Source organism: Defluviitoga sp. (assembly GCF_035349255.1).
Lineage (GTDB): Bacteria > Thermotogota > Thermotogae > Petrotogales > Petrotogaceae > Defluviitoga.
Genome location: NZ_DAOPSE010000024.1, coordinates 1 through 21,300 on the forward strand (window position 1 = coordinate 1; position 21,300 = coordinate 21,300).

Annotated in this window: 14 protein-coding genes; all 14 read left to right on the plus strand. The window is 32.3% G+C overall.

What is annotated here, in order from left to right; translation table 11 throughout:
• Positions 1-211 precede the first annotated feature (211 nt).
• The 14 genes from aglA to PKN74_RS06265 all read left to right on the plus strand — a co-directional run bounded on the left by aglA (position 212) and on the right by PKN74_RS06265 (position 20,222).
• A complete protein-coding gene (gene aglA / locus PKN74_RS06200; RefSeq protein ID WP_472309662.1) occupies positions 212-1,603 on the plus strand; it encodes an alpha-glucosidase AglA in 1,392 nt (463 codons plus the stop codon).
• Between the two features lie 62 nt (positions 1,604-1,665).
• Complete coding sequence (locus PKN74_RS06205; RefSeq protein ID WP_472309664.1) at positions 1,666-2,373, plus strand: glycerophosphodiester phosphodiesterase; 708 nt, start codon at positions 1,666-1,668, stop codon at positions 2,371-2,373.
• 264 nt (positions 2,374-2,637) lie between these two features.
• Positions 2,638-4,002: a glucuronate isomerase gene (gene uxaC / locus PKN74_RS06210; protein WP_472309666.1), complete on the plus strand. Its 1,365-nt coding sequence runs from the start codon at positions 2,638-2,640 to the stop codon at positions 4,000-4,002.
• A gap of 123 nt (positions 4,003-4,125) precedes the next feature.
• Entirely contained in the window at positions 4,126-5,283 is a 1,158-nt protein-coding gene (locus tag PKN74_RS06215) for an ROK family transcriptional regulator (RefSeq protein WP_472309668.1), read from the plus strand.
• Positions 5,284-5,532: 249 nt separating this feature from the next.
• Positions 5,533-6,690 carry a tagaturonate epimerase family protein gene (locus PKN74_RS06220; protein ID WP_472309670.1) on the plus strand — a complete coding sequence of 386 codons (1,158 nt, stop codon included), beginning with the start codon at positions 5,533-5,535 and terminating at the stop codon, positions 6,688-6,690.
• A gap of 1 nt (position 6,691) precedes the next feature.
• Positions 6,692-8,041, plus strand: coding sequence for a glycoside hydrolase family 28 protein (locus tag PKN74_RS06225; protein WP_472309672.1), 1,350 nt, complete (start codon positions 6,692-6,694; stop codon positions 8,039-8,041).
• Between the two features lie 312 nt (positions 8,042-8,353).
• On the plus strand, positions 8,354-11,230 hold the full coding sequence (locus PKN74_RS06230; protein ID WP_472309674.1) for a fibronectin type III domain-containing protein: 2,877 nt from the start codon (positions 8,354-8,356) through the stop codon (positions 11,228-11,230).
• A 182-nt stretch (positions 11,231-11,412) separates the two neighbouring features.
• Entirely contained in the window at positions 11,413-12,642 is a 1,230-nt protein-coding gene (locus PKN74_RS06235; protein ID WP_472309676.1) for a Gfo/Idh/MocA family protein, read from the plus strand.
• A 26-nt stretch (positions 12,643-12,668) separates the two neighbouring features.
• On the plus strand, positions 12,669-13,664 hold the full coding sequence (locus PKN74_RS06240) for a Gfo/Idh/MocA family protein (protein WP_472309678.1): 996 nt from the start codon (positions 12,669-12,671) through the stop codon (positions 13,662-13,664).
• 326 nt (positions 13,665-13,990) lie between these two features.
• Complete coding sequence (locus PKN74_RS06245) at positions 13,991-15,250, plus strand: ABC transporter substrate-binding protein (RefSeq protein ID WP_472309680.1); 1,260 nt, start codon at positions 13,991-13,993, stop codon at positions 15,248-15,250.
• Positions 15,251-15,399: 149 nt separating this feature from the next.
• Positions 15,400-16,278, plus strand: a complete 879-nt coding sequence (locus tag PKN74_RS06250; RefSeq protein WP_472309682.1) for a carbohydrate ABC transporter permease — start codon at positions 15,400-15,402, stop codon at positions 16,276-16,278.
• Complete coding sequence (locus tag PKN74_RS06255; protein WP_472309684.1) at positions 16,275-17,072, plus strand: carbohydrate ABC transporter permease; 798 nt, start codon at positions 16,275-16,277, stop codon at positions 17,070-17,072. Before PKN74_RS06250 ends, PKN74_RS06255 begins: the two co-directional genes overlap by 4 nt.
• 17 nt (positions 17,073-17,089) lie before the next feature.
• Positions 17,090-18,403, plus strand: coding sequence for an oxidoreductase (locus PKN74_RS06260; RefSeq protein ID WP_472309686.1), 1,314 nt, complete (start codon positions 17,090-17,092; stop codon positions 18,401-18,403).
• A 13-nt stretch (positions 18,404-18,416) separates the two neighbouring features.
• Complete coding sequence (locus tag PKN74_RS06265; RefSeq protein ID WP_472309688.1) at positions 18,417-20,222, plus strand: FAD-dependent oxidoreductase; 1,806 nt, start codon at positions 18,417-18,419, stop codon at positions 20,220-20,222.
• The last annotated feature ends 1,078 nt before the right edge of the window (positions 20,223-21,300 follow it).

The window sequence follows — 21,300 nt, forward strand, 5'->3', positions numbered from 1 at the left end:
GTTGAATGAATTATCTTCTGAACTAGAGGCTTTAGTTAAGAGATTTAAAATATAAATAATCTTGAAAATGGTAGTTATTTAGTAATATTCAAAACTAAAAAGCTGCGATCAAGTAAAATCATTATAAATAAGGTTTGTATTTGTGATAATTTTAGATTATAATAGATTAATAATTCGAGCGTAGAATGAATTAATTAAAAGGGGTGTAAAAATGTCGATAAAAATATCATTTATAGGAGCAGGAAGTGTAAGGTATACAGTAAAACTTGTTGGAGATTTAGCAAAAACGAAAGAACTTAATGACAGTTTAGTATCGCTTATGGATATAGATGAAGAAAGGTTAGAAGCAGTATATAACCTATGTAAAAGGTACAACGAAGAAATAGGGGGAAATTTGAAATTTGAAAAAACTTTAGATAGAGAAGAGTCGCTTAAAGACGCTGATTTTGTAATAAATACAGCGTTATATAGAGCACCAGGACACGAAGATGGTTATGTCAGTTATGAAATTATGAGAGATGTAGCAGAAAAGTATGGTTACTACAGAGGAATAGACAGCCAAGAGTTCAATATGGTATCAGATTATTATACTTTCACTAATTATAACCATTTAAAAATGTCACTTGACATAGCAAGGTCTGTAGAGAGAATATGTCCGGATGCCTGGCTTATACAAACAGCTAATCCAGTTTTTGAAATAACTCAATTAATAAAAAGACTAACAAACGTTAAAGTAATTGGATTTTGTCATGGGGTAGAAGGTATTTTTGAGGTTTTAAAGGCGTTAGGAATAGACAAAAAAGATACAGATTGGCAAATAGCAGGCGTTAACCACGGGATTTGGTTGAATAGATTTTTATACAAAGGTGAAAATGCTTATCCATTATTAGACGAATGGATTGAAACAAAGTCGAAAAATTGGGAATCAACCAATCCGTGGGATACACATTTATGTCCAGCTGTTATTGACATGTACCGATTTTATGGATTGTTACCTATTGGAGATACAACGCGTAATGGTTCTTGGAAGTATCACCACAGTTTAGAAGCAAAAAAAAGATGGTATGGCAAGTTTGGAGGTATAGACAATGAAGTTGAACGGCCAAAATTTTACGAAGAATTAAGACAGATAAAAAGGATGATTATAGAGGTCTCTAAGAACCCTAAAATAAAAATCACAGAGAATTGGCCAGAAGAATTTCCAAAAGAAAAATTAAGTGGAGAACAACAAATACCTTTTATAAATGCTTTAACTAATAATATTGAAGTGAGATTATTTTTAAATGTTCTAAACAACGGAACAATACGAGAAATTCCTGATGATATAGTTGTTGAAGTTCCCGTTAAGGTTAATAAAAATGGAATATTTCCTGAAAAGATAGAGCCGGACCTACCAGAAAAAATTAAGAAATACTATCTAACCCCTCGTATAATGAGAATGGAAATGGCGTTGGATGCTTTTATAACGGGCGATAGGAAGATTCTGGAAGAGGTTTTGGTGAGAGATCCAAGGACTAAAAATTATGATGATATACCAAAGTTGTGGGATGAGATATTTAACTTACCTTTTAATAAAGAAATGAAGGAACATTATAATAAATAAGTTATTGGTTAATTTCGAATAAATTTTTAGCTTATATAAAAATGAAGATCGGGGTGTATATAATGATTATAAATTATGCACATAGAGGAGCAAGTGCATATGCACCAGAAAATACATTTGCCTCTTTTTATCTTGCAATTGAAATGAATGCTGACGGAATTGAAACAGATGTGCAAAAAACTCGAGATCATGTCCTTGTGCTTTTCCATGATGAAAAATTAAACAGGATAACAGGGCAGAGTGGCAGTATTTCAGATTTTACATATTCAGAACTTCTTGATTTTGATTTTGGCAGCTATAAAGGGAATAAATACAAAAATGAGAGAATAGTAACTTTATATGATATGTTGAAATATTTAGGAGGAAAAGACTTAAAATTCATAATAGAAATAAAAGTAGAAGATATTGAAGAAGATGTTTTGAAAATTATATATAAATTCAATTGTGACTCAAAAGTTACAATAACTTCTTTTAACTTATGTTCATTAAAAAAAATAAGGGATTTAGATTCAACAATCGAGATAGGATTTTTAACAGATGGAATCAAAGAAAGTACTTTAAGATCTCTCGAGAATTGGAATATTAAGCAAATATGCCCAAATATAGAATTCATTGATTATCAAAAAGTTCGGTATGCAAAAAAATTAGGATATTCTGTTAGATGTTGGGGAGTTAAAACCATCGAATTAATGCATAAGGCTTTACAATGTGGAATAGATGGTATGACTGTAGATTTTCCAGACAAATTAGCAGAAGTTTTAAAAAAATAACATATATAAATCTGTTCCCGCGGTCAGTTTTGGATCTAAATAGTTTAATGGTATATGGCTTCTTTCCCTTTTGATACAAGTATTAACAAGTTAAGAAAATTAGTAATCAATATTTTAAATTTAACTGGGTTCAAGGGTGGAGCTATTCACTCTCGGTAGAAATACCAAGAGTGTTAGAAAGTTAAAGCTAAAACAACTATTTTTTAAAGATTTTAAGATTTCTACAATTACTAAAAAACTGCACTACCAAAGGAGGAATTTGAATTGGCATTTTTAGATGAGAATTATCTGTTACAAAATAAGACTTCAAAACTACTTTATGAATCAGTAAAAGATCTTCCAATTTTGGATGCACACAATCACGGAGATGTTAAAGAGATTGTTGAGAATAAAGGTTGGACAGACATATGGCAGGTTGAGGCAGCAACAGATCATTACGTTTGGGAACTTATGAGAAAAAGAGGTGTCCCAGAAGAAAAAATAACTGGTAGCGCTTCGAACAAAGAAAAATGGTTGGCCTTAGCGGAAGTCTTTCCAAATTTTGTTGGAAATCCAACCTACGAATGGATTCACCTCGATTTAAAGAGAAGATTTCATGTTGACGATGTTATTTCAAAGTATACTGCGGAAAAAATATGGCAAGATACCTCAATAGCTTTAAAACAACAAAACATGAAACCTCAAGAATTACTCAGGAGCATGAACGTTGAAATAATGTGTACCACAAACGACATAACAGATGATTTATATTACCACCAAAAAGCAAAAGAAGAGATTGAAGGAATTAGAATACTACCCACCTGGCGACCTGATAAGGCTATGAATATAGAGAAAAAAGGCTGGAGAGAGTTCATCATTGATTTAGGAGAAGTAACAAACGAAAATGTAAGCACTTTTGAGGGATTTTTGAACTCTTTATATAAAAGTCATAAAAAATTTCAAGAATTAGGTGGAGTAGCAAGTGATCATGGAATATACCAACCAATTTCTTATTTTGTAGAAAAAGAAAAGGTAAAAAATATTTACAAAAAAGCGATGGAGTCAAGAGAATTATCTGTTGAAGAGATCTGTGATTTTAAAGCCTATCTTTTCAATGAATTTGGAAGAATGAATTCTGAAAGTGATTGGGTTATGCAGCTCCATATAGGAGCAGTGAGAGATTACCGTGACAAATTATACAATAGATTAGGTCCGGATTCTGGAGGAGACGTTTCTACAAATATTATTAATTTAGCAGAAGGACTAAAATACTTTTTAAATGAATTTGATGAAAAATTAAAAATAGTTCTTTATTGTTTAGATCCTTCTTTATATCCTACTGCAGCTACCTTAGCGCGTGCCTTTCCAAATATAAGTCTAGGAGCTCCATGGTGGTTTAATGACAGTCCCTTTGGAATGGAAATGTACTTGAAATATATAGCGACAGTTGATCTTTTGGGTAACATGGCAGGAATGGTTACAGATTCACGAAAACTAATGTCATATGGTTCAAGGACAGAAATGTTCAGAAGGGTACTTTCTAATGTTATAGGAGAAATGGTAGAGAAAGGCCAAATACCGATGAAAGAAGCCCTTGATTTAGTGAGAAATATTTGTTATTATAGACCAAAAGAATTATTTTTTGATTAAGTAGTGGAAAAACTCGGATTTAGTCAATCTAACTGTGGGTATTTTAATATCTGATCATACGAATTAAAAGATAAAAAAGTTCTTCTATAAAAGAACAAAATAGCGATTTGGAGGTTACACAAAATGAAAAAAGCATCTTTATCTTCTTTAAAAGAAAACAATGCAGCATTAATTTTTGAGTGTTTAAGAAACAATGGTCCAATGACACGTGCCAATATAGCAAGGCAAACAAATCTAATGCCCTCTACAGTAAGTTATATTACCAATTTTTTAATTCAGAAAAAGGTTATAAAAGAAATTGGTAGTGAAGAGGTAGAAAGGGTTGGTAAAAAAGGTGTTTTGTTGGATGTGAATTACGATGATTTCCTTTTTATTGGCTACGATGTAGGGACAGCGTATTCAAGAGCGATAGTGTCTGATGGGAAAGGAGATCTTTATTATTCAAAGAAATTTCGAACAAAAACAGGTGATGAATTATTACAACAGATATTTGACAACATAAAAATAATAACAGATAAATACGATGTAATCGGAATGGGAATGGCTTTTCCAGGGTTTGTTGACTACGAAAGAGGTGTAGTAATAAGAGCTCACAACTTAGGGATAAAAAATTTAGAGATAAAAAAGATTCTAAAGAAAGAGTTCAATTTAACTGCCTATATTGATCATAATACGATAATGATGGCAAGGGATTTATTGATCAATAATTCTTCAAAGGAAAAAGATTTTGTTGTAGTGAACATTGGTCCAGGTATTGGTGTTGGGATAGTAAGTAATGAAAAGATTATACGTGGCTATAAGAATGCTGCGGGTGAATTAGGGCATGTTACAGTTAATCCCGAAGGAAGAATGTGCAACTGTGGGAAAAAAGGTTGTTTAGAAACAGAAAGTTCTAGTAAAGGAATTGTAAGAAACTATGCAGAATTGTCCGGTAAAAACTTTGAATGTGAAGAAGAGTGTGAATCATCAGTTATTTATCAGCTAGCTAAAAAAGGAGATCAAAATGCAATCAAGGCCTTTGAAAGAGCGGGTCACTATCTAGGTATTGGCATTTCAACCGTTGTAAATATATTAAACCCCGAAAAAGTTTACATAGCAGGAGGAGTTGCATACGGTTGGGAATTTTTGAAAGACGCTGCTGAGAAAAGTTACAACGAGAATATATTCTATGCAAATAATGAAACTAAAATCGAAGTTTCACCAATAGGAGACTATATAACAGCTTTAGGAGCTGCTACTTTTGCTTTTGAAAAATACATAAAAGAAGAGATTATTGCTTAAATTTCTAATTGAGAAGTTTAGAAATTATAATTTTCAAAAAAACATTTTTTTGAATTTAAAAGGGTAACAGGGCGTAGCCCTCTCCCCTTTCCTAGCTACAAGTACCAAAAAGTTTAAGTAGATAATTATTGTTTTTGAATTTAAAAGGGTAACAGGGCGTAGCCCTCTCCCCTTTCTTAGCTACAAGTACCAAAAAAAAGATTTTAGAATTTCTAAAGTAAGTAATGTGAATTTATAGGAGGTTATACGATGTTCTCAAAATTACCTAAACAAGGAATTTCATTAGGTCTTGGAGATAGAGTAGGTTTAGCAACGCCAGGTCATATAAAGGTGGCCAAACGACATGAGTTCTTTCCCGTTTTTGCACAACAAAGTATTAGAGAATTGAACTTTACTGGAAGGACTTTTCACGATGTTAAAAAAGATGTCGAAAATGCTGTAATTAAAGAAAATTATGAAGGTAAGAGTGGTTTTGATGGTGATCATCTAAAAACAGATGAAGAGATAAAAATGGCAATAGATTCTGGAATAACAATGTTAACCTTAGATTGTTCGGAATACATGGGTGTTGTTTCGAAGATTAAAGAAAAGATCTATAAGGGATTTTATGGAAAAACATTCAAGGTAAAAGATTTAGACTTAGAATATTCCCAAGAAGAACTTGAGAAGATTTTATCTATCTATTCAGGGGTAATTGAAAGAATAATTTATATATGGAATAACTTTCCAAAAGTAAAAAACAAAGATGTATCTTTTGAGGTTTCTATAGATGAAACAAATATTCCAACAGATGAAAAAACACATTTTTTGTTATCAAAGTATCTATATGATGAAGGAATTACAATTGATACACTAGCTCCAAGATTTCCAGGTGAATTTCAGAAGGGTATCGACTATATTGGAAATATAGAAGAATTTAAAAGTTCACTAATAAAACATTATAAGATAGCAAGTTACTTTGGATATAGGCTTTCGATACATTCTGGAAGTGATAAATTTGCTATATATCCTTACATAAACCAAGTTACTCAAGGAAACTATCATCTTAAAACTTCTGGAACTAGTTACTTACAAGCACTTAAGATAGTTGCTCAAAAAGCGCCAGATTTTTTCTTAGAAATATGGAAAACCTGCCTTGATAAAAGAAAAGAAATGGATAAATACTATCATCTTTCGTGTGATCCCTTTTCTGTTCCCAAAGATTTAAAACCCTTAGAATATTTAAAAAATCCTAATGCAAGGCAAACCTTACATGTTTCTTATATGTTTGTACTGAATCCAAACTACGATTTTAGAAACAGATTCTTTGAAATATTGACCAAATATGAAAGTGAGTACCATATGGAAGTTGCAGAACATATTGAAAGACATGTTAGGGAACTTGGAATTCCTGAGAGAGGTAGATAAAATGTATGAAAAACTTAAAGGCGAGATTTTAAAGAATATTCAAGTACCTAATTTTCAAAAACATCTTAAGATCTCGCTAATAGACTTTGGAGCTGTTGGTGACGGCAACTATGATAACACAGAAATTTTTAAAAAAGCTATAGATCATTGTTATAAAGTAGGAGGAGGTATTATAGAAGTACCTGAAGGCGTTTTTCTTACGGGCCCTATACATTTAAGAGATAATATAAATTTGTTTTTGAGGAAAAATGCAACTATAAGATTTATAGATGATCCTAAAAAATATTTACCGGTAGTTTTTACCCGATGGGAAGGAGTTGAATGTTACAACTATTCTCCATTTATTTATTCATATGGTGTAAATAATATTGCCATTAGTGGAGAAGGAACTTTAGATGGTAATTGTAATAACAAAAATTGGTGGTATTGGTGTGGAAAAGAGGAGTTTGGTTGGGATTCAGGTTTTCCTAATCAAAATGAAGATAGACAAAGACTTTTCAAAATGGCTGAAGAAGGGATTTCTGTTGAAGAAAGGGTGTTTGGACTCGGTTCTTATTTAAGGCCTAGCTTTATTCAATTTTATAACAGTGAAAATATTCTTGTTGAAGGAATTAAGATAATAAATTCACCTATGTGGTGCATTCATCCGGTCTTGTCAAAGAATATTGTTATAAAAGGAGTTACAATCGAAAGTTTGGGACCAAATAATGATGGTATAGACATTGAATCGTGTGAGAACGTTTTAATTGAAGATTCTTTTTTAAATAATGGAGATGATTGCATAGTTATCAAATCTGGTCGGAATGCTGATGGAAGGCGTATAGGTGTTCCAACGAAGAATGTTTTAGTTAGAAATTGTTCGATGAGAGATGGGCATGGAGGGTTAGTTATTGGTAGCGAAATTAGCGGAGGGGCAAAAGATATCATTATTGAAGATAGTTTAATGGATAGTCCGCACTTAGATGAAGCTATAAGATTTAAAACCAATAGTTTAAGAGGAGGAAATATAGAAAACATTTATGCAAAAAATATAATTATCAAACAAATAAAGAATTCAGTCCTAATAATAGACTACTACTATGAAGAAGGTGACGTTGGAAAATTTGTTCCTTCTATAAAAAATATACGTTTAGAAAATGTTGTTTCTATGAAAAGCAGTTATGGAATATGGATAAAGGCGTATGAAAGGTCTCCTGTTGAACAGCTTTATTTAAAGAACTGTGATTTTCTAAATATTAGTTTTGGAAATTACATGGAAAATGTTAAGGAAATTGATGTAGTTAATCTTTCAATTGAAAGCAAAAAATTGGATATGAGAGTAAAAAATATTGAAATATTCAACTTTTACTAATTAGATAAAATCATTATTTGACATTTATTTTCTAAAAAGATTAGAGTATTTATTTTTTATTTATTTATAAGATTTTTCATAAAATTTAAAGATATTTAGGCTTATTTTTTATTAACTTTCCCTAATCACCCATAATCAAACTTGAAAAAAATTTAAATGCTAGGTATAATTTTGGTGAATCGTTAAAAATGAGAAAGTTATTTTCATAAAATGAAATAATTTTTTTTATCTTTTAAAAATTCATACTTCGAATGAATTAATTATAGAGGTGGGACATTATGGACAAAAAAGTAAAATGGAGGTGTGGCATTTATGGGTAAAAAAGTAAAACTAGTAGCCTTTTTAGTGTGTTTGTTTTTAACCGTTGTAACAATTTTTGGGAGCAACCCCTGTCCACCCGATTATCTACGTGTGCCTGCGTTAGGGGTGGATGAAAGCAGTATTTTGTTGCTGTGGGAAAAGCCTGAAATTTATGACGATATTGTCGATTACAACGTGTATGTGAATGGTAAATTTGTAGGTAGTGCAAAAGAAAGCTTCAAGATGAATTCGTCGTATACTTATGCATTTATGAAAGCATTTTATGAAAAAAACGTTGATGGTTTTCATCCAGATATTGATATTCATCACATCAAGATAACAAATTTGCAACCAGATACAACATATAGGATTTTTGTGAGATCAGTATCTAGTGAAGGCAAAGAATCAGAAAACAGTCCTGAAATCGAAGTTAGAACATCTCCGTCTCCTGTTATATTGAATGTGATTGATTACGGTGCAGTTGATACAGGAAGAATTACCGATTATACTTTTGGAGATAACAATGAAAAAATTATAAAAAATACTAAAGCAATTCAGCAAGCCATAGACGATTGTCCAAAAGGAGGAAAAGTAGTCATTCCTACGGGCATATATACGACAGGAGCAATTTGGCTAAAAAGCGATATTACATTAGAAATTCAAGAAGGTGCAACATTAGTTGGTTCCCCAAATGCCGATCATTATCCTTTTAACCATCTTTTATATGATTATTCTACTGATACCAGAAGATGGGCGCTTATAAACGCGTATTCTAAAGATGGCAAAGAGCTTAAAAATGTAAGAATTGTTGGAAAAGGTACAATAGATGGCAATGGTTGGAAATATTGTACTGCTGATGGAAAATTAATATCAGAGGAAATGGTGCCTCAAAATAAAAACGAACTCGATCCGAAAGAGGATATCTATAATTTGCCAAGGTATATAGCTGGGAACAATGTTAAAGTTACTGATGGAGACTCAGCAAATAAAGAACCCTTTGGGATTTTAGCAGCTGACGCAGTAACTAAATCGAAAAACTTAGGCTACTCTGTTTCCGAAGCATATTCTACAAGACCTAGTTTGATGTTGTTTAAGGGAGTAGATGGTCTATACATAGAAGGTGTTACTTTACGGAATCCAGCTTATCATGGTGTTGTTTTTCTTGAAAGTGATAATATTACAGTTTATTCAACTATTCATCAAACTTACGATACTAACAATGGTGATGGAGTAGAATTTGGGAACTCTAAAAATGCTATTGTAGTGGCTAACTTTTTCGATACGGGCGATGATGCGGTTAATTTTGCCTCTGGAATGGGACAACCAGCTATAGATAACAATCAAAGGTCTTCCTCCAATGTATGGGTAGTGAATAATTTCATAAGAGAAGCACATGGGGGAGCAATTGCTGCAGGTAGTCACACAGGAGGATTTATAGAAAATATTTTAATAGAAGATAATGTTTTAAACTTGACCGATATGCCTTTTAGATTTAAAAGTAATTTGAGTAATGGTGGAGGAGTTAGAAATATCTATATAAGAGACAACGTTGTTGCAAACCCTGGTACAGGTTCAGGAGGTCAAGTTATAACCTTATCCACCGCATATAGTGATCCTAACCAAGTCATTAATTTTGAACCGGCTAAAAGTCCTGCAGAATTTTCAAACATCGTTATTGAAAATTTAACAGTTTCAAATACAGGCAACGCTGTTCCTTTAGAAGTTATAGCAGATTTAGACAAGGCATGGCATACACATAATAATATACACTTAAAAAACGTGGTATTTAAAGATGCAAACAAACCTATCAGTTTAAAAGGCTTAGAAGACAGTTCTTTTATAAATGTAGTTATTACGGGCATAGATGCTGAGAAAGCATGGTCTATTTCCGATTGTGACGGATTAGTTTTTCTCGGTAAAACTATTCAATCAAGTACCACAAAAAATGCCCAAAATCCTCCCACATGGGACAATCCTTCTCTAAAAGGTCATTCGAATTTAAAAGGTACAGAAATAGAGTTATTGTGGAATCCCGCTAATGATGATGTGGGTATTGAAAAATACAAGGTAATAGGATATCTTAATAGCGAAAAAATAATTGAATCTTCAACTAAAGATACGAAAATAACTATTTTTAATGTAATGCCAGGATTGGTGTATGAATTTCAAGTGATAGCGGAAGATGCAGTTGGTAATAAGGTTTATTCAAACAAAATTAAAGTTCCAACAAACAGTAAAAGGGATTTTTCACCTATACTTCCACCAAAAGAAGGGTTAGAAGTTGTTCTTGTTGAAAATAGTGTAGGATACACATGGGCTACGGTAGAATTTAATGCATCACCTGATGTCAATGTTCGCAAATATGAATGTTTAGTTGATGGGGTAAAGAAAGTGGAAATTCTTAATCCTGCCAAAGAAGGAAAAATACGGATAACAGCAACTGGTTTGAAAGCAGGGAAAGATAACAAAGTAGAAATACTGGCTTTAAACGACAATGGAACAAGACTGGCTTATGAACCAATTATTATACGTACTTGGGATGACTATGATAGAGACGCTCCTTCGTGGACAAGTAAAGAATTAACATTAGAAAAAATTGATGATAAAACATTAAAAGTGAGTTGGCCTGCTGCTATAGATAGTAACGAAATATTAGGTTATAGGGTTTATGTAAATGGCAAACCAATAAAGCAAAGTATAGACGAATTTTTGCCCACAAATGACAAGTACACAACAAGCAACACTTTTCTGATTATAACTGATTTAGACTTACTAAATGAACGTTATGAAATAAAAGTTGAAGCTGGAGATGTATGGTGGAAATCGAAGGTTGGTAAAGCTCCACACAATTGGACACTCAGTGGCCCTATAGGAATTTGGAATGAATAATTTTAAGTAGAACTTTTTGGTTCGGGGGTGAAACACCCCGAACCTCTATGAAAATGTTTTTTAGAGTTGGACATGCATCAACTAGGTTCACGAAGAATAGATCCAATTTTAATTCCTGCAATTGACGCCAGATACAGTGGAGTTAGAAGACTTTAATACAAAAGGTTATGGGAGGAAAAAGAATGAAAAGAGCATTTTTTGCAGTTGTGGGAGCCAGGAACTTTGCAGCTGATCATATAAAATTTATCAAACAATTGGAGATAGAAAATGAGGTAAGACTTGCGGGAGTAGTAATAGAAGATAAAAGAAGAAATTTTGATATTGCAAAAGAATTAAAATGTGAAGGAATAGAAGTATTTGAGTCTTTCGCTGAACTATTAGAAGAAGGACAAAAGTTTATAGATATAATAACTTTGCCAACAGCCATACATACGCACTCTGAAATGGCTATAAAAGCTATGGAAAGTGGATACAATGTTTTGCTGGAAAAACCACCTGCTCCCACTATTCAAGAATTAGACAATATCATACAAGTTGAGAAAAGAACGAAAAAATTCTGTTCTATAGGGTTTCATATGATTCATGCAAGAAGTATTAGAAAGTTAAAAGAAATAATCTTAGAAGGGAAATTGGGAGAAATAAAACAAATAAGCTGTAAAGCTTTATGGCCTAGGTATAAATCTTACTATCTTAGAAATGATTGGGCAGGGAAGACCATTTACAATGGCCATATAGTTTTAGATGGTCCAATGCATAATGCTCTAGCTCATTACTTAAATAACATGCTTTATTTACTAGGACCTTCCATGAACGAATCAATAGATTTAGAAAGTGTGAGGGCGGAGTTTTATAGAGCTCATACTTACATAGAAGCAGAGGATACATCATGTTTAGAAGCAAGAACTGTTAATGGGACAAAAGTATATTTTTATGTGACACATGCTAGCGAAGGCAAGTTGGATCCCTATATGGAAATAGAAGGTACGAAGGGAAAAGCAATTTGGGACTTTTCCGAAAATACAAGGATATTGCTGGCAAATGATGAAACTATAGAATTTGGAAAAGATGGAGTAGATCCTCATTTGGAAGTATTTCGAGTGACTGCGAGAAAGCATTTAGGTATTATAGACCAGCTATATTCTACGCCAACAAATTCTAGGCCTTTTGTGGTAGCAATAAACGGGGCGTATGATTCAGCGGAGAAGATAATACCAATTCCTGAAAAATATGTGAAGGAATTTGAAACAGAAGAAAAAGAATATAAGACTGTATTAAAAGGAATAGATGAAATAATTGAAGAAGCTTTTGAGAAGAAAGTGCTTTTTTCTGACCTGGGAGTAGAATGGTCTGTGCCTACCAAAGAAGTTAATGTAAAAAATTACATATTTTTTAATCCTTTTCTCAAAAAATAACTTCTATACAAGGAGATATTAACGTCATGAAATTATGTATTGTAGGCTCTAGTGGTCATTATCATTATGTATTGAATCCTTTAAGGGTTAACCGTTATTTAAATGTTGATATTGTTGGAATATCAGCTGGATCAAAAGGTGAACGTATTGACAAAGTATATAAAGAGGTTGTTGATTTAGGTTACAAACCAGAAATTTATGAAGATTATAGAGAAATGTTTGATAAACTAAAGCCTGATATTGCTGTTGTCAACTGTTTTTTTGGAGATTTAGCAAGTGTTTCCATAGAAGCTTTAAAAAGAGGAATAAATGTCTTTACTGAAAAGCCTGTAGCAACAACATTTGAGGATCTGGAAAAACTCAAGCAAACTTATTTTAGTAGCAAATCCGTCTTTGTGGCTATGTTTGGCATAAGGTATAAACCATGGTTTTTAACTGCTTATAACTATGTAAAAAATGGTTCTATAGGTGAAATAAGACTTTTAAATGCTCAAAAATCGTATAAACTAGGAGAAAGAGACGAGTTTTATAAGTCAAGAAAAACTTACGGAGGTACCATTCCATGGGTAGGAAGTCACGGAATTGATTGGATAAGATGGTTCAGTAATCAAGAATTTTTATCAGTATATGCTTCTCATTCAAAAAAACATAATAAAGGCCACGGCGATTTAGAAGTAAGTGCACTATGCCATTTTAATCTTACAAATGAAGTTTTAGCTTCTTTGACTATAGATTATTTTAGGCCTAATAACGCACCAACACACGATGACGATAGATTAAGGGTAGTGGGAACAAAAGGAATAATAGAGGTTATTAACAGTAAGGTGCTTTTAATCGATGATCAAATTCCTGGAGTTAGAGAAGTACCATTAGAGCAAGGAGGAAGCATATTTTTAGACTTTTTAAAAGAAATTGAGGGTAAGGGCAAATGCATGATAAGTGCAGAAGATTCGTTTGAAGTTACAAAAATTTGCTTAAAGGCACTTCAATCTGCTGATGAACAAAAAGTTGTGTACCTTTAATTAATGTCTGTAAATTGCAAATAGTTTAGCTAAATAGATTCTTAGAAATGAGATTTTGAATTTACAAAAGTAATGGGACAAAGTCCTCCTTTCTTTGCCAAATTATTGAATATGTAAAAGAAATTAGCAATAAACGAGAGAATTAGAGCAAAAGAGGCATTTTTTCAAAAATCTAAATTTAGAACATTTATAAAAAGTACGCTTTATAATTTCCAAAGTTTCTATTATATAATCTAAGGAGGTGAAAAAGAAGGTTTATTAGCGTTAAAGCAGTTATCTAATTAGGTTATCTGATTTTTTCAAATATTTGGAAGGAGGTAAGAAGTATGAAAAGGTTACTAACTTTTACATTAGTTTTTTTGATGATAGCAGGATCGATTTTCTCGGTAAAGTTAACGATGTATTCCAGTGACGAAAGTAAAGCTAGAGTATTAAGGCAGGTTGTTGAATTATATGAAAAAGATCATCCAGATGTATCGATAGAGGTTGTAGCATTTCCATATGCCAACTATATGCAAAAGATGTCTTTAGTTTTTTTAGGTGGTAATCCACCTGACTTACTCGAAACAACCGCAACTTATCTGCCTCAAATGACCCAGTTTATGAAGAATTTAGGACCAGATATTCAAAAATCTTTAGGTTTAACCCCTCAACAGTATAAAGATTCAACTTATGATGTTGTAAAAGTCTATTTAGGTGAAGGTGATGTTGTACACGCTATACCATTACACTTTACTACATATTCAGTTTGGATTAATAAAGCAATGTTTGATAAAGCAGGAATAAAATATCCTCCACTCGGTGGAAGAGAGGAGCCTTGGACTTGGGAAGAATTTAAGGATATTTTAAGAAAGGTAAAAGAAGTTAATAAGATACCTTACGCCATGTCTATTGAATATTCGGCAGATAAATTCTTTAGTTACTTGGCATTATGGAACATCACTGTATTAGATGAGGAAGGAAACTTCGTAATGGATCAATATGAAAATGCAGAAAAGGCTATAGAAGAATTTGTTAACTTGTTTAAAGAAGGTTTAGTACCACTTGCTGAATGGCTCTCTGGAGAATCACATACCAATAACTTCTTTGGTGGTATAACAGCGGTTGACTGGGCAGGAAGTTGGATGTCAAGAGAATCTTTCAATGCAGGTAAACAAAACGAAGTATCTCCGGCGTATGTTCCTGTTATAGAAGATTGGTTTGGAATATCTGGAGGAGGATTTTTGGCTGTACCCAAAACAGGAAATGCAGAAAAAGAAAAAGCCGCAACCGAATTTGCAATGTGGCTAGCTAACAAGGATACTGGATATACAGAATATATAAAAAGAAGCAGAGATTTGAGTGCTTACAAAGACCATACAATTGATTATGGAGAACCACTCTTAGAAACGTGGGCAGAAGTACACCAAGTGTTAGCTGAAAGAGCGCCTGCATGGAGTACAACAGTAAGGGCAACAGCGGTATGGAGCAGAATAACAGATACTATTAGAAAAGATATAGCCCTTGGAATAACTGGTCAAATGACTCCAAAACAAATGATTCAACACTGGAAATCTGAAGCGGAAAGAGTTAAGGAAGAGTTGTAGACATTTGGTTTTTATCGTGAATCCTTTATACTAGTCTTTAGTATGGGTGAGCCTATTAGTTTTTTGACTGTAGGCTCCCCCTTTTCTAATAAAGGGATAAACTTAGATCTAGAAGGTTTTAGATAAAAAACAAGAAGGGGTGATTGTATTTGAAAGAGCTTAAGATAGTAAAAAATAGGTTTATTTTTACGATACCAGCATTCGTTTTTCACTTTCTTTTTTATATATTACCTATAATTTTAATGATAGTACTTAGTTTTTTTTCATGGGATCTTTTAAGTCCAATGAAATATGTCGGACTTAGAAATTTTTCTCAATTGATGAAAGATAAGTGGTTTTGGAATTCGATAATAGTATCTTTTAAGTATACTTTTTTAGCTGTTCCCATAATTTTTGTAGTTTCTTTAATTTTGGGAGTTCTTCTTCAAGAGGAAGACAGATTTTCGAAGATTATGAGAGTTTTCTTTTATTGGCCATACATGATACCTATGGTTGCTGCAGGAACTATGTGGAAATGGTTATTTAGTAGAAATTTTGGTTTGGTTAATTATATAATAACAAGTATGGGATTTAAACCGGTGGATTGGCTTGATAATCCTACGTTAGCCCTATTTACAATAGTTCTCGTACAAGTTTGGGTTTTGGCAGGTTTTATGATGATGCTGTTTATAGTTGGACTGCAAGCTATACCAGAAGAATTTTATGAAGCTGCTTCAATAGACGGAGCGACAAAATTTCAAAAGTTCTGGTATATTACACTACCCTTATTAAAGAATACTAATATCTCTGTTATCACACTTTCAATAGCAAATTGTTTCAGGAATTTTACAATTGCTTATATCATGACAACTGGTGGGCCTGGATACGCAACGACGGTAGCACCTTTGTACGTTTATCAAAAAGCTTTCACCGATTTTAGACTTGGCTATGCTTCCGCTGGTTCTTTAATTGTTTTATTAATAAGCTTTGTTATAGCCTATACTGTTAGAAAAGTGCAAGAGAGAGAGATAGAAGGTGGAAAAATATGAGAAAAACAATAGTTATTATATTAGCAGTTTTGTTTATGATACCTGTTTTTTGGACGGTTACCTCTTCCTTTAAAAGTATGAGTGAGATATATAAGTACCCTCCTACCATATTTCCAAAAAAAATATCTTTTGAAGGGTATATAAATATTTTTAAACAATCTAATTTTATGAGATATTTATATAACACTTTGTTTGTTGCTATAATTTCAACAATCATAACTGTTTTTCTCTGTGTTTCTTTGGGCTATGGATTAGCGAAAGGAACGTTTAGACACAAAGATTTCTTTACAGAAATAGTCGTTATTACGCTCTTTGTTACCGCTCAAATAATAATGGTTCCCTTGTTTGTAATCATAAAACAATTGGGACTGATGGACAGTTTGTGGGGTCTTATTATACCTGCTGTTTTTACTCCAACAGGGGCATTTACAGCGATTCAATATATGAAAGACCTTCCAGATGAATTTTTAGAAAGCGCTAAAGTTGATGGAGCTAATGAATGGCAAATATTCGTTAAGATAGTAATTCCTCTTTCTAAACCGTTAATTGCTTCTCTTGCAATATTTTCTTTTACATGGAGATGGAATGATTTTGTACTCCCATTAATAGTTATAAATAGTGGGAAAAATTTCACAATTCAATTGGCACTAGCAACATTGCAAGGTCAATACGGTATTCCCTTGAATGAAATCTTGGCTTTTTCCGTAATGTCAATAATACCAACTTTAATAATATTTCTTTTGTTCCAAAACTTATTTATGAAGGGACTTTCAGCTGGAGGATTAAAGTACTAATATAAGAGGTGGTTTTTTTGAGCAACAAGGATATTTTTAATTTTTCTTCTTTGGAAGATTTAGAAAATAAAGTAAAAAAATTAAATTTGGATATTCCTTTTTCAACAAATATTGATTTATTAAAAGAAAAAATAGAAATTAATGGCAGAACAATAAATAACAGACTTGCAATTCATCCCATGGAGGGATGTGATGCAACTTCAAAGGGATCACCTAGCGAACTAACCGAAAGAAGATACATGAGATACACCAAAGGATTAGCGGGTTTAATTTGGTTTGAAGCTACAGCCGTGAGTGAATCAGCCAGAGCAAATAACCAGCAATTGTTCTTAAATAAATATACTTTTGATGATTTTGCAAACTTGGTAAATATGATGAAAGAAACATCTCTAAAGGATAATAAACAATATCCATATTTAGTACTACAATTGACTCACTCGGGACGTTTTGGAGAAAATAAAGTTATTGCGGTACATGATGAGGAACTTGACAAAATATCAAAGATAGACTTTTCACATCCTATCATTACTGATAAAGAACTGGAAGAACTTAAAGAATCATATATTATAACGGCAAAATTAGCAAAAAAAGCAGGTTTTGATGCGGTAGATGTGAAAAGTTGTCATCGTTATTTATTATCAGAATTACTCGGAGCTAGAACGAGAGAAGGTAAGTATGGAGGAGATTATGAAAACAGAACAAGTTTTTTAAAAGATGTTGTAGAAAGGATTGAAGATGAAGTTGGAATCGAAGTTGCTGTAAGATTAAATATCTCTGATTTTCTACATTATTCTGTTGGTTGGGGTGTGAATGAGCAAGGAGAACTTGATCTAGCTGAACCTTTAAAATTAATCAGAGAGCTAAAAGATAGAAAAGTTAAAATAATAAATGTAACTGCAGGAAGTCCATACATTAATCCGCATATAAATAGACCTGCCGATGGTGAACCAAAAAAATATGCTCCACCTGAACCTCCCCTACTTGGAGTTGAAAGACTAATAAAACTGACTAAAGAGGTGCAAAGCAATTTTGAAGATCTCGTGGTTGTTGGAACTGGGTTAAGCTGGTTTAGAGAATATGTCCCATATGTAGCTAGTGGAATGGTAGAAAAAGGATATGCAAAGATTATAGGACTAGGAAGAATGGCTTTTGCCTATCCGAATTTTGCAAAAGATATTATTGAGAGCGGAATTTTAGATAGGAGTAAAGTATGTATTACTTGTATCAGATGTGCAGAATTAAAGGCTCATAAGAAAATTACGGGTTGTGCTATAAGAGATAGAGAGATCTATCTAAAGCCATATATGGAAATATTGAGGGAAAATAGGTGATGAGGTGAAAAACATGATAAAAGTAAAAGCAGATATCGTTATTGTTGGAGCTGGAGGAGCAGGCTTAAGAGCAGCTTTAAGCTTAAAAGAAATAGATAAAAATTTAGACGTTAAAATAATCTCCAAAGGAAAAATGTTAAATGATAGTGTAACGGCAACTTCTTATTCAGATAGAATGGCTTTTCATGCAACATTAGATACCACAGAGCCTTATACGCAAGATTCTTGGAAATATCATGCTGAGGATATTTTCGTAATAGGTGGAATGGTTTCTGATAAAAATTTAGCAGAAGTATTAGCTAAAAACTCTAAAGATGCCTTTGAATACCTTGAAAAATTGGGGGTTCCTTTTTCAAAAGAAGATGGAAAAGTAAAACAATTTAGAACAGATGGTTCAAAGTATGCTAGGGCTTGTTATACTGGACCAGATACAGCGGTGCAAATAGCAAAGGCGCTAGCAAAAGAAGTTATGAATCAAAAAATTGAAGTTATTGAGAATACAATGATACAAGATATTTTATTAGATGACGAAAATAAAGTCAAAGGAGCATATGGAATTAACGTTATAACAAACGAATTATTTGTAGTAGAAGCTCCTGCTGTAATTTTAGCAACGGGCGGAGCTGGTCAGGTTTATGCTGAAAATCTTTTTCCAACAATGTGTACAGGTGATGGACATGCTGCCGCACTAAGAGCAGGCGCGGAGCTTGTTAATATGGAGTTTATACAAATAGGAATAGCTTCTAAGAAAACCAAGATAGCTTGCTCGGGTAGCTTTATGAGGGCTTTGCCAAGAATCATTAATGATCTCGGAGAAGATATTATTTGCAAACATTATAAGAAAAATTATGACAGTAAAGATTTGGTTCGTATCCTTTTTTCAAAAGGGTGGAGTTGGCCGCTTTCCTATGAAGAAGAGTCTCATATAATTGATATCGCAGTGCAAAAAGAAATTATGGAAGGTAGAAAAATTTTCTTAGATTATAGTGCCAACCCCGAGTTTTTGAGCAAATCCACTGTTCCTCAAGATATTATTGATTGGTATAAAACCTCATTAGGAATAGATTTATTGGGAGATGATGTATTTTCCAGACCATTATTACGGTTAAAAAAAATGAACAAAGAGATATATGAATTGCTTGTAAATAAGGGCATTGATCTTGATATAGAGGGGAAAATAGAAGTAGTTCCTGCAATACAACATTTTCAAGGAGGAATAAAAATAAATGAAAGAGCAGAAACTTCTATAAAAGGCTTGTATTCATGTGGCGAAGCAGCTGGAGGTCAACATGGAGCAAATAGACCAGGAGGTAATTCACTGCTTGACACTCAAGTATTTGGGAAAATTGCAGGGAATAACGCAGCTATTTATGCTTTGAAAGCAAAGTCCTCCGAAATAACCGAAAGTGAAATAGAAAAAATAAAAAAAGAACACCTACAATTTTCGTTTAATAGTAGCAAAAACATTATAAAGCAAAACATTAAAGAACAAATGACGAAACATGCTGGAGTTATTAGAGTTCCTGAAAACTTAAAAAATACTTATAAAATAATTTCAAACATCTCAATAAATGAAATTTTAGAATCCAGTATCACGTTAAAAGATTATTTTGAAACTCTAAATATCAGATTGTTGGCTCAAGTTTTGCTAAGATGTATGAATGAAAGGAAAGAGAGTAGAGGGCCTCATTTGCTTTTTAAAGATGCTAGAACCTTGGAATTATATCCAAGGGATGATGAAAATTGGGCTTATCATTATATCGTTGTGAAATTGAGAGATGAGGAAATAGTTTTGGAGAAAAGACGGGTGAATATGTGAAAAAATAAAATTTTTGTTTGGTCACTTTAGAAATGAAGATTTTTTCCAAAAATGAGCAATTGGATTTAGAAGGTTTAAAGGCGTTTGACCTTCTATTATCTCTTTGCACAAGTACCTAATCTATTAGAGAATTTATTTATTAGAAAACAAAATTGAAATATTTTGGATTATTAATCAAAAACACAAATTAAGGTCATAGGGTTACATCAAAGTTGGCGCTTATGTAAAAAAAGATATTAAAAAATTTATAATTGAAAAAAATTAAAAATAGAAAAATAAGAAAATTAAAGATAAAGTTAAATAATTCCAAATAATCGCAAATAAATCTTCGTAATTATTTTAAATCGAATTTGACAAACAGCTACCAAAGTGCGTATAATTTTTTTGGTTTTAGTATAAGAAAATAGTTTTCATATCAAGAAAATTAGATATCAATATAAGTGAAAAAATATTTATAGCAGGCTTTCAAACTGAGGAAAATCAAATTGTAGATTTTAGTAATTAGATTTTTCTCGATTTTGATTCCATTTTCAGGCTAAAGTAACGAGCGCGAGCCAATAATTTTTCTATGGTTATTTAAATATTCACTATTTGTTATATCCTTTTAATTCTATAAGATGCTTTTCTTATGAAAAAATTAAAAGAACTTTTTCAATAATTTGTTAAAAAATTGAAGAAACTAAAATACAAGGAAGTGTAGTCTATTTTTATCTATCAAAATAAAAAAGACGAAACAAAATGTAACAAATTAAGATCGATTTTCTTAATTTAAAATATAAATATTTAAAAAATATTTATATTTTGAATTAATAAATATTAAATATTAGAGGTATTTGTTGAGCTTACAGAGATCCATTATATAATGAGTTATGATTTATAGATATTTTCATAAACCCTTTATAGAAATCTTTAAAAGTATAAAGAAGCTCCATTTAGATGTGTGTTGAATGTTCAGGAGGTGGTATTATGAAAAGTAAGAAAGTATTAATCTGTTTATTGATGGTTTTTCTAGCTTTAGGAACACTGTTTGGATGGGATGCATATGCAACGCCAGAAGAATATTACAAAGACACAGGCA